Origin of the sequence: Streptomyces sp. NBC_00414, assembly GCF_036038375.1 — a bacterium.
Lineage (GTDB): Bacteria > Actinomycetota > Actinomycetes > Streptomycetales > Streptomycetaceae > Streptomyces.
This window is the reverse complement of record NZ_CP107935.1, coordinates 111116-125308: the sequence shown is the minus strand read 5'-3', so window position 1 is coordinate 125308 and position 14193 is coordinate 111116. Positions and strand designations below refer to the sequence as shown.

Annotated in this window: 5 protein-coding genes (1 of these 5 running past the window's edge); 1 reads left to right on the top strand and 4 read right to left on the bottom strand. The window is 72.2% G+C overall.

Annotation, left to right across the window (positions count from 1 at the left end):
- Positions 1-219 precede the first annotated feature (219 nt).
- The 4 genes from OHS59_RS00515 to OHS59_RS00500 form a co-directional block, all read right to left on the bottom strand.
- Complete coding sequence (locus OHS59_RS00515; protein WP_328491384.1) at positions 220-879, bottom strand: hypothetical protein; 660 nt, start codon at positions 877-879, stop codon at positions 220-222.
- On the bottom strand, positions 876-1748 hold the full coding sequence (locus tag OHS59_RS00510) for an ABC transporter ATP-binding protein (RefSeq protein WP_328491383.1): 873 nt from the start codon (positions 1746-1748) through the stop codon (positions 876-878). Before OHS59_RS00510 ends, OHS59_RS00515 begins: the two co-directional genes overlap by 4 nt.
- A gap of 251 nt (positions 1749-1999) precedes the next feature.
- Positions 2000-3235, bottom strand: coding sequence for a cysteate synthase (locus tag OHS59_RS00505; protein WP_328491382.1), 1236 nt, complete (start codon positions 3233-3235; stop codon positions 2000-2002).
- A gap of 282 nt (positions 3236-3517) precedes the next feature.
- Entirely contained in the window at positions 3518-3754 is a 237-nt protein-coding gene (locus OHS59_RS00500; RefSeq protein WP_328491381.1) for an MbtH family protein, read from the bottom strand.
- 825 nt (positions 3755-4579) lie between these two features.
- On the opposite strand from OHS59_RS00500, the gene OHS59_RS00495 reads away from it, so the two are divergent.
- Positions 4580-14193 carry the start of a non-ribosomal peptide synthase/polyketide synthase gene (locus OHS59_RS00495; protein WP_328491380.1) on the top strand. Its footprint extends 17659 nt past the window's final position, so only the first 9614 of its 27273 coding nucleotides appear in the window; the start codon lies at positions 4580-4582; its stop codon lies off the right edge, out of view.

The following is a 14193-nucleotide window of genomic DNA, read 5'->3' as shown; positions in this document are numbered from 1 at the left end:
GAAGATCTTCCTCCCATCTGTCTCCCATGGGGAGACGGGAAACGGCCCCGCCCTGGCGCGCAGCCGGACGATTGACGGAAAGAAGCTGCCCGCCCGATCAGGGTCGGCGCGCACGACGGTATGGGCGGCGTCGAGGGCTGGGGAAGTCGTGCTCGATACCCGTCCGGACCTGCGCTCGATACCCGTCCGGACCTGCGGGGGTACGGACGGGTGCGGGCCTCAGTCCCGGCGGGCGGCGATGAAATCGGTGAAGAGCGTGCTTGCCGCCAACAGTGCCACCGCGACGGCCGCGCATCCCGCCGTCGCCGGTAGCAGGCCGGGGGCGTCGGGCGTGTACGCCAGGAGACGGATCAGTCGGTTGATCGGCGGAAGGCCCTGCGTGAAACTGAGGGCCGCCATGAGCACCAGAGCCGTGACCAGCGCGTAGCCGGTGCGGCGGATCACCAGGCGGGACACGATCAGACCGATCGCCACCCCGGTGCTCGCACCCGTCAACTGGGCCAGCACACCGACCATGAGGTCGTCGGGGGTGATCGAGTGGTCGCCTATCACCAGCGGTGAGAAGAGCAGCACGCCGGAGACGAGGAGACTCATGGCCAGGGCCACCAGCACGGTCGCGAGGAGCACGGAACGCGATCGGCCGGCGTGGACCACGGAGATGACGCGCCGTACCGGATCCTCGACGTTCACCAGGGCGGCGGTCAGCCAGGCCGAGCAGACGAACAGCACGCCCGAGACGGGCCCGTAGATCGCAGCCACCGGTACCGAGTCGGAACTTCCGGTGAAGATGACGGCGACGGCGACGAACAGCAGCATCGGATGCATGTAGCGCTGCGAGTGCAGCATGACCGCCATGGTGTAGCGGCACAGCGCGATCATGAAGCACCGCCGTGGACGGAGACCTGGGGGGTGTTCACCGTGCCCGCTTCCACCATCGACCATCCTTCGTGCAGGGCGGCCAGGATCAGTTCGTCCGCGTACGCGCTGGTGACATGGATCGTGGTGTGCGCGCCGTTGTCGTGCGCGGTGACCACGCCGGCGCGGGACCGCCAGTCCGCGGTGCGGGGAATCCCGTACTCGTTCACCGGTGCCCTGAGGACCAGCCGGGTCTCAGTCGGCCGTGCCACGCGGGTGGGGTTCTCGTCGAGGGTCACGCTTCCCCCGGCGACACGGTAGATCCGGGTCGCGTTCGCCTGGACCACCGACTCGCGGTGGTCGGTGAACACGAGGGTGCCGCCCGCTCGCGTGATCTCGTTCATGATCTCCGCCAGGACACCGTGCGCCGAGCTGTCCAGTCCGGACCAGGGCTCGTCCAGAACGAGCAGTTGCGGGGGGACCATCAGCGCCTGTGCCAGGGCGACCTTCTGTGCGTTTCCCTTGGACAGTGCGCGCAGAGCCGTGTCGGCGCCGCCGACCAGGGCGAGTCGTTCGAGTAACGACTCGGCACGCCGTCCGGCCGCCGCGCTCCGCAGGCCGCTGACCCGGCCCATGTGGGTCAGGTAGTCGAGTGCCGACATCCGCTCGTCGGGCGGAAACCGGTCGGGCACGTAGCCGATCAGGGCCGGACGGTCCGTCACCCGGCCCGTGGTCGGCCGCGTCACGCCGACCACGATTCTCAGAAGTGTGGACTTTCCCGATCCGTTGCCGCCACTGAACGCGATCAGCTCGCCGGGGGGCAGATCCACCTGCACATGGGCGAGGACCCATGTCTGTCGTCCGTAGCGTTTGCCGATGTCGCGCAGCTTCACACCCGGTCCTCTCCCCTCGGTGACACCGCGCGCCGAGCATGCTGCACAGGTGGTCCGAGCGGTCACTCGATGGTCGCGCCTGGCTCAGTTAACCACAGCTGATCACACGCCCGGACGGGTTCCCGGCAGTGCGCCGCCGGGCCTCGGCGAGCCTGTGGAGGGGCACCGTCGCCGCTTCCGCAACGAGGCGGGCGAGCCGCCGCGGAGCACGGAGAACGGATGCCGGGAGGACGGTGGTGCGACGTACAAGGTCACTGAAGCACCGCGCAGTTGCGCAACAGGCCCACGGGAGGCTCCCCGGAGCGCCAGTCGGCGGCCGGGACGACGCTCACCGGTGCGGCGGGGGAGAGCAGGGCCTGCTCGGCGATCCTGCGCCGGCCGCCCCCGGTGATGTTGAGGAGAACCGTCGCGTCCCGGGGCACGGTTTGGTCGGCCACCGACTGACGCAGGCAGGCGACGGCGACCGCGGCGGCGGGTTCGATGTCGATGTGTTCGACGTCGGCGAACAGGGCCCTGGCGGCGTCGGCCGTCGTGCGATCGGCGACCAGCATGTCGCCCGCGCTCTCGACGAGGCAGTCGCGCACGCCGCCCCGCGTCCCGTACGGGGGGTGCCGGTTGGTCAGCTCGGGTGCGAAGACCTGGGGTGGCGCGGACAGGGGGGCCTGCCGGGTCCTGGTGCCGCGCCAGGCGTCGTACAGGGGTGCCATGGCTGCGTTCTGACACAGCATGAGCCGTGGCGGGGTCTCTCCGACACCTGCCTCCACCAGTCTGCGCGCGGCCTCGTGGACGCCGATCGCGCCCGCGCCGCTGCCGACGGCCTGGAAGTAGAAGTCCGGCATCCCCGGTAACGCCTCGATCGCCGACAGCAGCACCGTGGCCAGTCCGGCCCTGCGGGCGACATTCCTGGTCCCGCCTTCGAGCCGGCCGCCGAGTGCCCGGGAGAGGGAGTCGGCGAAAACGATCGCGTCGGAGTAGTCGGCCTGTTCGAGCGCGATCAACCGTACCCAGGGCGCCGGCGGCTCGCGCAGCATGAGCGCGCCGAGGCCCCCCTCGGGAACGACGATGACACACGGCACGTGACACCGGGAGGCCAGAACGGCAAAGGCCACGGCCGTGTTGCCGGCCGAGGACACCACCAGTGTCGGCGGATCGTCCGGCAGCCGTGCCAGGACGCTGAACGCCTCCAACTCCTTGAACGTGCCCGTTTCGAGGGTGCAACCACGTTCCGGCCAATATCCGTTGAACGCGATCCACAGGTTGCGCAGGCCGAGGAATTCGGCGAGTCCGATGCTGCGGTACATGACTGTTCCGCCCGCCCCGGGCAACTCCCGCCGGACCGGCAGCCAGTCGCGATAGCGGAACAGTCCCGTCCGGGCGAGGTCGGGCGTGAAGCCCTTCGCCGCGTACTCGACGCGCAGGAGGGCCCGTTCGTGGTCCGCCGGGCATTCGAGCAGCAGACCGTCATCGGTCGTTCGCCGAGCGCACACCGGACAGAGCAGGTTGTGGTGCGGTGCGTGCAGAGGTGCCTCGCTGGGCACAGGGGTCCCCCGTGATGTGATGGCGCACGTGTTCCGTGCGGGCAGGACGCAGGCCGGGTTCTCCGGCCGGGCGTCCATCGGCGGCCGACGGACATGCCGACGTCACCGGCGTCCGGCAGCAGCCGTACCGGCCCGTGGGGCATGAGGGTGCGCGGACGGTGTGCCGCCGCGGTGGGATGAGAGGTTCCCGCTCCGAGGCCACCCGTCGGGCGGTCACGGAGCAGGCCGAGGTCAGGTGGTACGGGACCGCTCCGCGGCGTCCGCCTCCATGGCGTCCACGAGGCTCTTCGGCCGCATGTCCGTCCAGTTCCGCTCGATGTGCTCGACGCAGGTCTGGTGATCGCTCTCTTCGAGTTCGACGGACCAGCCCTCGGGAACCTCGGCGAAGCTCGGCCAGAGCGAGTACTGGCGCTCGTCGTTGACCAGGACCAGGAAGCGTCCCTCAACGTCGTCGAACGGGTTGCTCATCTTCTTCCTCCCCGTGACCAGGCACGCTGTGAAGCGGCCCGACTGTCCCTTGTGCGCCGGGGCGGCCCGGGACACCTCTCCTGGCCGCCTCATGAGACGCGCGAGCCACATCCTGCCCCGCCGGTTGCTCGCCTACTACGCTCCGAACACGTCTGGCCAGAACTCATTCCTGTGGCCAGGAAAGACGGTTGACCCTCGTCCGGCCCTGGGGAAGCATCAGGCGGTGAGTGGCCCGATGTCACGCAGATCTCATGCGTTTCACCGGTCACCAACGGGGGTTCAGCTGTCTGCCAACGTTGTCGTTGGGCGGATCTGCAGTCATGCCCCCGAGTCGGTGCCCACAGCACCCGGCTTCGCCGTCGGCTCGGGAGGGGACGAGACATGGGTGATCGTCGGATCAAGTCGTTCGTGGCTCCCGGCGAGGGCGCCGCGAGCCGGACGGGCGCCGATCCCGCCGGACACGCACCCGGGACGACGGAACGCGTCGCGGGCTCCGGAACGGGAACGGGCGGTGCCGACAGGTCCTCCCACCTGTTCTGGCCGCTCCACGAACTCCGAGGCCGAGTCCCTTGATGTCCTGACCCGCACCCACCTTCCCGCCCACACCCGCATCAAGAGCAACACCAACTGAGTCCCGTCCGGGGCCGGAGTCCTGCTGGACCACGCGCCGCCCCTCCTGGCCGCGCGCCCGGCCGTCATGGATGCCACGCAGCCACCGTTCGCCGAGGGCAGGCGGACACGCCGCGGTGCCCTGGACGAAGTGCCCAGTTGCCACGGCTACCCGAGGAACCCGCACAGCACGTAACCACCACGGGGGTACGACACATGAACCGGACTGCCGAAGACGATCCGCGAGACCAGCTGGTGCGCGATCTGATCACCGACGTGCTGGGGCGACCCGTGGACCTCGGGGCCGACTTCATCGACCTCGGCGGCGACTCCCTCCTGGCCGCCCGTCTGACCGCCAGGGTGGGCGCCCTGCTCGGAGTGGAACTGTCGGTGCTGACGGTGTTCGAGGCGCCGACCATCGCCGACCTGGTGCGCGAGATCCGCGAGGCGGCGGACCCCGGGCACCCCGCACTGCGGCGTGTACCCCGCTCGGAGCGGATGCCGCTGTCCTTCGCGCAGCAGCGCCTGTGGTTCCTGCACCAGCTGGAGGACGCGAGCCCGGTCTACAACATCCCGACGGTCCTGCGGCTGACGGGCGAGCCGGATCCGGTCGCGCTGCGCCTCGCGCTCGGGGACGTGGTCGCCAGGCACGAGTCCTTGCGGACGGTGTTCACGGAGGCCGACGGGACTCCCGTTCAGACGGTGCTGCCCCCCGGCACCCCGGTGCCGTTCACCGCGCTCGACGTGCCCGCCGACCGGCTGGAGGCAGCGGTGGGCACGGCCGTCGACCACCGGTTCGACCTGACCGCCCGGATCCCCGTGGCCGCGTGGCTGCTGCGCCGCGCCGACACTCCTGAGGACCCCGTGTCGGTGCTCGTGCTGGTGATCCACCACATCGCCAGCGACGGCTGGTCCCTGGGTCCATTGCTGCGCGACCTGTCCCGGGCCTACGCCGCGCGCGTGGGCGGCGACGCCCCGGCGCTGCCGGAACTGCCGGTGCAGTACGCGGACTACGCGGTGTGGCAGCGCGAACTCCTCGGGGATCCCGGCGACCCGGACAGCCCGCTCGCGACCCAGACGCGTTACTGGAAGGACGCGCTCGCCGGACTGCCCGACCAGGTCGGACTGCCGGGCGACCGGCCCCGGCCCGCGATCGCATCGCGCGCCGGCGCCACCATCGACGTACCGATCGGTCCGCGGACCCACGAACGGATCGTGGCCGCGGCGCGCGCCGCGGGCGTGAGCGTGTTCATGATGTTCCACGCCGCGCTCGCCGGAGTGCTGACCCGGCTGGGCGCGGGCACCGACATCCCGATCGGTTCCCCGGTGGCCGGCCGTGCCGACGAGGCGCTGGACGAGTCGATCGGGTTCTTCGTCAACACGCTGGTCCTGCGGACCGACACCTCCGGCGACCCGGCCTTCGGCGAGTTACTGGGCCGGGTGCGCGAGACCGCGCTGTCGGCGTACGTCAACCAGGACGTACCGTTCGAGCAGCTGGTGGAGGCGCTCAACCCGACCCGCTCACTGGCACGCCACCCGCTGTTCCAGATCATGCTGGTACTGCAGAAGGACGTCGAGGCCGGACTGGACCTTCCCGGCCTCGACGCGGTGAGGGAACTCCCGCCCCGCACCACCGCCCGTTTCGACATCACGGTCAGTCTGCTGGAGAGGCACACGCCGGACGGCGCCCCCGACGGCATCCGCTGCCGGGTCGAGTACAGCACCGACCTGTACGACCGGTCCACGATCGAGAACCTGATCGGACGCTGGGTGCGCCTGGTCGACGCGGGCGCCGCCGACCCCGACCGCAGGCTGGGCGAGATCGATCTGCTGTCACCCGACGAGCGGCTCCAGGTCCTCACACGGTGGAACGACACGTCGGCCACCGTGCCGGACGCCCCGGTGCACGTCCTGTTCGAGCGACAGGCCGCGCGGACACCGGACGCCGTGGCGGTGGTGTTCGAGGACCGGGCCGTGACCTACGCAGAGCTGAACGCCGGTGCGAACCGGCTGGCGCGGCGGCTCGTCGAACTGGGCGCGGGCCCGGAGCGGATCGTCGCGCTGACGTTGCCCCGGTCGGTGGAGATGGTCGTCGCCCTGCTGGCCGTCATGAAGTCCGGCGCCGCCTACCTCCCGATCGACCCCGAGTTCCCCGACGACCGGGTCCGGTACATGCTGGACGACGCCGGTCCGGTCTGCCTGCTCACCCTGTCCGAGGCGGCGGCAGCGCACCAGGACACGGAGGGTACTCCCCGGCTGGTGCTGGACGACCCCCTGACCGCCGACTCGCTGCGCCCGTACGCCGGGCACGACGTCGTCGACGCCGAGCGGACGGCCGCCCTGACCCCGGCGCATCCCGCCTACGTCAGCTACACCTCGGGCACCACCGGCAGGCCCAAGGGAACCGTGGTGCCGCACCGCGGTGTGACCAACCGGCTCTTGTGGATGATCGAGCGGTACGGGCTGTCCCCGCAGGACCGCGTCCTCCAGAAGACGCCCTACGGTTTCGACGTCTCGGCCTGGGAGTTCTTCTGCACGCTGGCCTCCGGCGCGACCCTCGTCGTGGCCCGTCCCGGAGGGCACCGCGATCCGGAGTACGTCGCCGGGCTCATCCGGCGCGAACGGGTCACCGTGGCCCACTTCGTGCCGTCGATGCTGCGTTCGTTCCTCAACCGGTCCGCGCCCGAGGACCTCCCGAGCCTGCGCGCGGTCTTCTGCAGCGGCGAGGCACTGACCGCCGACCTCCAGACGCAGTTCCACGCGACCCTCTCCGCGAGCCTGCACAACTTCTACGGCCCGACCGAGGCATCGATCGAGGTCACGGCATGGGACTGTCGCCGCGCCGCCCCCGACGGCGCGCCGCCCATCGGCGCGCCGATCACCAATGTCCGGGTGTACGTGCTCGACGACACGCTGCACCCGGTGCCCCCGGGGGTGGCGGGCGAGCTGTACCTGGCGGGCGTCTGCGTGACCCGTGGTTATCTCGGACGCCCCGTACTGACGGCGGACCGCTTCGTCGCCTGCCCGTTCGGCGGGGCGGGCGAGCGCATGTACCGCACCGGCGACATCGTCCGGTGGCGGGCGGACGGCAACCTGGAGTACCTCGGCCGCGCCGACCACCAGGTGAAGATCCGCGGATTCCGGGTCGAGCCCGGTGAGGTGGAGGCCGAACTGGCCGCCCATCCCGCCGTGACCGAGGCGCTGGTCCTCTCCCGTGAGGACCAGCCCGGCGATCCCCGCCTCGTGGCCTACGTCGTGACCGCGGAGGCCGACGACGAACTGCCCGCCGCACTGCGGGAGTTCCTGCGCACACGCCTGCCGGAGCACCTGGTGCCCGCGGCCCTGGTGCGGCTGGACGCGATCCCTCTGACCCCGAGCGGCAAAGCGGACCGCAAGGCCCTTCCCGCACCGGACTACGCCGCCGCGGCGGGCGCCGGCGGGGCTCCGCGCACCAGGCGGGAGGAACAGCTGCGCGAGCTGGTCGCCGAGGTCCTCGGGCTGTCCAAGGGCAGCGTCGGCGTCGACGACGGCTTCTTCGACCTCGGCGGACACTCGCTGCTCGCGACACGGTTGGTGGCCCGCGTACGTACGGTGATGGGCGTCGAGCTGTCGGTCCGGTCGGTGTTCGAGGCTCCCACGGTGGCGGGCCTGGCCCGTCGGACGGTCTCGGCCGCCGACCGGGTGCAGCCCGGACTGCGGCCGGTCTCCCGCGTGCCGCACATGCCGGTGTCGTTCGCCCAGCAGCGCCTGTGGTTCCTGTGGCAGCTGGACGGGCAGAGCGCGGTGTACAACATCCCGGTCGTCCTGCGGCTGACCGGCGGCCTCGACGTGGCGGCGCTGCGGGACGCGCTGACGGACGTCGTCGGCAGACACGAGTCACTGCGGACGGTCCTCACCGAGGTCGAGGGGACCCCGCGCCAGCTCATCCTCCCCGCGGACGAGCCCTTCGCCCTGTCCGTCACCGACGTGGGTCCCGGTGACGAGGCCGCCGCGGTCCAGGAGGCGATCGGCCACCGATTCGATCTGGCCGCCGAGATCCCCTTCCGCGCCTCCCTGCTGCGCGTCGCGGACGAGGAGTGGCTGCTGGTACTGGTGATGCATCACATCGCCGGTGACGGCTGGTCGATCACCCCGCTGCTGCGGGACCTGTCACGCGCCTACGCGGCCCGGCTGGCCCGCACCGAACCCGACTGGCCCCGACTGCCCGTGCAGTACGCGGACTACAGCGTCTGGCAGCGGCGGATGCTGGGCGAGATCGACGATCCGCGGAGTCCGATCGCGCGACAGACCGACTACTGGGCCGAGGCGCTCGCCGGTCTGCCCGAACAGGTCGGTCTGCCGGGCGGGCCCCGACCCGCCGTGGAATCGCTGTCCGGTGCGACCGTGACCTTCGACATCGGACAGGACCTCCACGCCCGCGTCCTCGACATGGCCCGGTCGACGGGCGCCACCGTGTTCATCGTCGCTCAGGCCGCTCTCGCCGCCCTGTTGACCCGGCTGGGTGCGGGGAACGACATCCCGATCGGCACCCCGGTGGCCGGCCGCACCGACGACGCGCTGGACGAACTCGTCGGGTTCTTCGTCAACACCCTCGTACTGCGCACCGACACCAGCGGCGACCCGAGCTTCACCGACCTGGTGCACCGGGTGCGGGAGCGGGCTCTGTCGGCCTACGCGAACCAGGACGTGCCGTTCGAGCGGCTGGTGGACGTACTCAACCCGCGCCGCTCCCGGGCGCATCATCCGCTGTTCCAGATCATGCTGGTGCTCCAGAACAACGCGGAAGGCACCCTGGAGCTCCCCGGAGTCGAGGCGAGCCGCGAGTACGCCGCCGGCCCGCACGCCCGGTTCGACCTCACGTTCAGCATGCGCGAGACACAGGGGCCCGACGGCGAGCCCGCCGGGATCGCCTGCAAGGTGGAGTACCGCACCGATCTCTACGACCGGGAGACCGCCGAGGCGCTGGGCGGTCGCCTGATCCGGCTGCTTGACGCCGCCACGGCCGACCCCGGCCGCGCGATCGGTGCGATCGACCTGCTCACGGCGGAGGAACACCACGTCCTGTCCGCCCTCGGGACCGGCGCCCCGCTGACCGCCTCCGCCGAACCGGTCCCCGCCGTGTTCGAGCGTCAGGCCGCCCGCACCCCCGACGCCACCGCCGTCATCTGGCGGGACGAGCAGCTGACCTATCACGAACTCAACACCCGGGCCAACCGCCTGGCACGCCGTCTGATCGAGGCGGGCGCGGGCCCCGAACGCCTCGTCGCCCTCGCCCTGCCCCGCTCGGCCGAGCAGATCGTCGCCCTCCTCGCCGTCCTCAAGACGGGCGCGGGGTACCTGCCCGTCGACCCCGACCACCCCGCACACCGCGTGCGGCTGATGCTCGACGACGCCCAGGCTGTCTGCGTCGTCGCCCCGCAGGACACCTGGCCGCGCGAGCTCACCGGCCTGCCCCTGATCCCCGTACGGGAGGACGGCGACGCCGACCGGTCCGCCGATGACCTCACGGACGCCGAACGGCTCGCCCCGTCCCGGGCCGCACACCCGGCCTACGTGATGTACACCTCCGGCTCCACCGGCCTGCCCAAGGGCGTCGTCGTCACCCACGCCGACATCGTCGCCCTGGCCGGGGCGTCCTGCTTCGCCACGGGAGCCCACCGGCGGGTACTGGCCCACTCGCCCTCGGCGTTCGACGCCTCCACCTACGAGCTGTGGGTTCCGCTGCTCTCCGGCGGGAGCGTCGTCCTCGCACCCGCGGACCTCGACCCCGGGCTGCTCCGGGCACTGACCGTCCGGCACCAGGTCACCGCCATGTGGCTGACCGCCGGGCTCTTCCAGGTCTTCGCCGACGAGGCACCCCACTGCTTCGCCGCACTGCGCGAGGTGTGGACCGGCGGGGCGGTCGTCCCGGCCGCGGCCGTCCGCCGCGTGCTGGCCGCCTGCCCCGATCTGGTCGTCGTCGACGGCTACGGGCCCACCGAGACCACCACCTTCGCGACCTGTCACCGTCTCACCGCCCCGGTGCCCGACCGGATCCCCATCGGCACCCCCCTGTCCGGCGTCCGCGTCCACGTCCTCGACGAGTGGCTGCGACCGGTACCGGCCGGCACACCGGGAGAGCTCCACCTCAGCGGTGCCGGCCTGGCACGCGGCTATCTACGACGCCCGGCGCAGACCGCGAGCCGCTTCGTCGCCAGCCCCTTCGGCGGGGCGGGCGAGCGCATGTACCGCACCGGCGACCTCGTCCGCCTGCGCACCGACGGCACCCTCGAATTCCTCGGCCGGGGTGACGACCAGGTCAAGATCCGCGGCTACCGCAGCGAGCCCGGCGAGGTCGAATCCGTCCTGGCGGAACACCCCGCCGTGGCCACCGCCGTCGTGAGCGCGCAGGGCGAGCAGCCGGACGGCGTCCGCCTCGTCGCTCATGTCGTCGCCGCCCCCGGCCGGGGGACCGCCGACCTGCCGCGCACGCTGCGGCAGTTCCTGCGGGAGCGGCTGCCGGACCATCTGGTCCCCGCGGCGCTGCTGCCCATCGACCGGATCCCGCTGACGGCGAACGGGAAGATCGATCACCGGGCCCTGCCCGTACCCGACTTCGCCCGGTCGGCCACGGGCACCGGCGCACCGCGCGACCCGCGCGAAGAGCTGCTGTGCGGACTGTTCGCCGAGGTACTCGGGCTGCCCCACGTCGGCGTCGAGGACGACTTCTTCGACCTGGGCGGGCACTCGCTGCTGGCGATGCGGCTGGTGGCACGCGTACGTGCGGAACTGGACGTGGAACTGTCGGTCCGGTCGGTGTTCGACGCGCCCTCGGTGGCGGGCCTGGCGCGCAGCATCCAGCGGGCGGACGGAACGGTGCGCCCGCCGCTCGTGCCCGTGGCGCCCGCGGACCGGGCCCCGGTCTCCTTCGGCCAGCAGCGGCTGTGGTTCCTGCACCGGCTGGAGGGCCCCGGGCCGGTGTACAACATCCCGCTCGCGCTGCGGCTGGACGGCGACGTGGACCTGGACGCGCTGCGGAGCGCCCTCGGGGACGTCGTGGGCCGCCATGAACCGCTGCGCACCGTGTTCCCCGAAACGGACGGAGAGCCGGTCCAGCGGATCCTCCCCGAGGACGTGACCGTCCCGGTGCCCATCGTCGAGGTGGAGCCCGAAGGGCTGTCGGCGGCGGTCGCCGAGGCCGCGGCGTACGGTTTCGACCTCGCCACCGAGATCCCCGTCCGCGCCAGGGTGCTGCGGATCGCGGGCGACGGGACGTACGTGCTGGTGCTGGTCGTGCACCACATCGCCGCCGACGGCTGGTCGCTGGCCCCGCTCCTGCGCGACCTGTCCCAGGCGTACACCGCCCGGGCGGCCGGTGCGGCGCCGTCCCTGCCCCGGCTTCCGGTGCGGTACGCGGACTTCGCGATGTGGCAGCGCGCGCTGCTCGACACGGCGGACGACCCCGACAGCGCGATCGGCCGGCAGGTGCGGTACTGGACGGAGGCGCTGGACGGCCTGCCGGAGCAGGTCGGCGTGCCGGCCGACCGGCCGCGCCCGGCGGTGTCCTCCTTCCGCGGCGCGAGCACGGGCTTCGACATCGGTCCCGACCTGCACGCCCGTGTCGCGGACACCGCGCGCGCCGCGGGCGCCAGCGTGTTCATGGTGCTGCACGCCGCGTTGGCGACGGTGCTGACCAGGCTGGGCGCGGGAACCGACATCCCGATCGGCACGCCTGTCGCCGGGCGCACCGATGACGCGGTGGACGACCTCGTGGGCCTCTTCCTGAACACCCTCGTCCTGCGGGTCGACACCTCCGGCGACCCCACCTTCGCCGACGTGCTTGCCTCGTCCAGGGAAGCGGCCCTGACGGCCTACGCGAACCAGGACGTGCCGTTCGAGCGACTGGTGGACACGCTCCGTCCGCACCGCTCGCTGGCGCACCACCCGTTGTTCCAGATCATGCTGGTGCTGCAGAACACCGCGGAGGGCACGCTCGACCTGCCGGGCGTGCAGGTCACCGAGGAGACCGTGCCGTCGGCCGGCGCACGGCTGGACCTCACCCTCTCGCTGCGTGAACACCGGGGCCCCGACGGCACGCCCTCCGGGATGAGGGGGCGCGCGGAGTACAGCACGGACCTCTACGACCCCCGGACGGTCGACACCGTGATCCACCGGTGGATCCGCCTCCTGGAGACGGCGGTCGCGGACCCGGACCGGCGGATCGGCGACATCGACATCCTGTCCGCGGCGGAGCGCCGGCAGGTGCTCGACGAGTGGAACGACACCGCACGGCCCCTGCCCACCCGGCCGCTCCCGGACCTCTTCGAGGCGCAGGTCGCGCGGACACCCGCGGCGAGCGCCGTCGTCGACGGTGACCTGGCGGTGAGCTACGCGGAACTCAACGCGCGGGCGAACCGGCTGGCGCGGCACCTGATCGCGCACGGCGCCGGACCCGAGCGGGCGGTGGCCCTGCTGCTGCCGCGCTCGGTGGAGCTGGTGGTGGCCCTGCTGGCCGTGCTCAAGGCCGGGGCGGCGTACGTTCCCATCGACCCCGACCACCCGGCCGAGCGGATACGGTTCCTGCTGGACGACACCCGCCCGGTGTGCGCGGTCGCCGCGGACGACGTCCGCATCCCCACCGGTCCGACACCGGCCGTCCTGACCTTCGGCCCCGCTCTGGACCAGGTGCTGGCCGGCTACCCCGGCACGGACGTCGACGACTGCGAGCGCCACTCGCCGCTGCGGACTGCCAGCCCCGCCTACGTCCTCCACACCTCGGGGACGACGGGCACGCCGAAGGGCGTGGTGGTCCCGCACGCGGGTGTGGTCAACCGGCTGGCGTGGATGATCGAGCGGTACGGACTGTCCGCCGAGGACCGCGTGGCGCAGAAGACGCCCTACGGATTCGACGTGTCGGTCTGGGAGTTCTTCGCCACCCTGCTCGCGGGCGCCACCCTCGTGGTGGTGCCTCCCGGTGAGCACCGGGACGCCGGCCGCGTCGCCGAGCTGATCCGGCGCGAGCGCGTCACGGTCGCGCACTTCGTGCCCTCGATGCTGCGCTCGCTGCTCGGCGAGGCGCAACCGGCGCAACTGGCCGGGCTGCGGCAGGTGATCAGCAGCGGCGAGGCCCTGTCCGGCGACGCCGTGCAGGAGTTCCACGAGCGGTGCGGGGCGGGGCTGCACAACCTCTACGGCCCGACCGAGGCGTCGATCGACGTGACGGCGTGGGAGTGCCTGCCGGGGACGGCGGACGGCGCGTCCCCGCCACCCATCGGCGCGCCGATCGCGAACACGCGGGTCTATGTGCTCGACGACCGTCTGTGTCCGGTTCCGCCGGGTGTCGCGGGTGAGTTGTACCTGTCCGGGGCCGGTCTGGCCAGGGGGTATCTGGGGCGGCCCGGGCTGACGGCGGGGCGGTTCGTGGCGTGCCCGTTCGGGGACCCGAGCGAGCGCATGTACCGGACCGGCGACATCGTACGGTGGCGGGCCGACGGGAACCTGGAGTTCCTCGGGCGGGCCGACGACCAGGTGAAGATCCGCGGTTTCCGGGTCGAGCCCGCCGAGGTCGAAGCCGCACTGGTCCGCCACCCGCAGGTGACCCAGGCCGTCGTGACCGTCCGCGCGGACGCGGCGGGCGAGCCCGGCCTGGTCGCCTACGCCGTGTCGGCCGACGCCGCCCCGCTCGTGCTGCGGGGGTATCTGCGCGACCGGCTGCCGGATCATCTGGTGCCGGCGGCGGTGGTGGTCCTGGACGCTCTGCCGCTGACCCGCAACGGCAAGGTGGACCGGCGGGCACTGCCCACACCGGACTTCGCCGACGTCGCGGGGCGGGGCGGCCTCGCCCGCGATCC

Bases quoted from the DNA above. Each gene is read 5' to 3' on its own strand.
- OHS59_RS00500 (WP_328491381.1), bottom strand. From the start codon at position 3,754: ATGAGCAACCCGTTCGACGACGTTGAGGGACGCTTCCTGGTCCTGGTC.
- OHS59_RS00515 (WP_328491384.1), bottom strand. From the start codon at position 879: ATGATCGCGCTGTGCCGCTACACCATGGCGGTCATGCTGCACTCGCAG.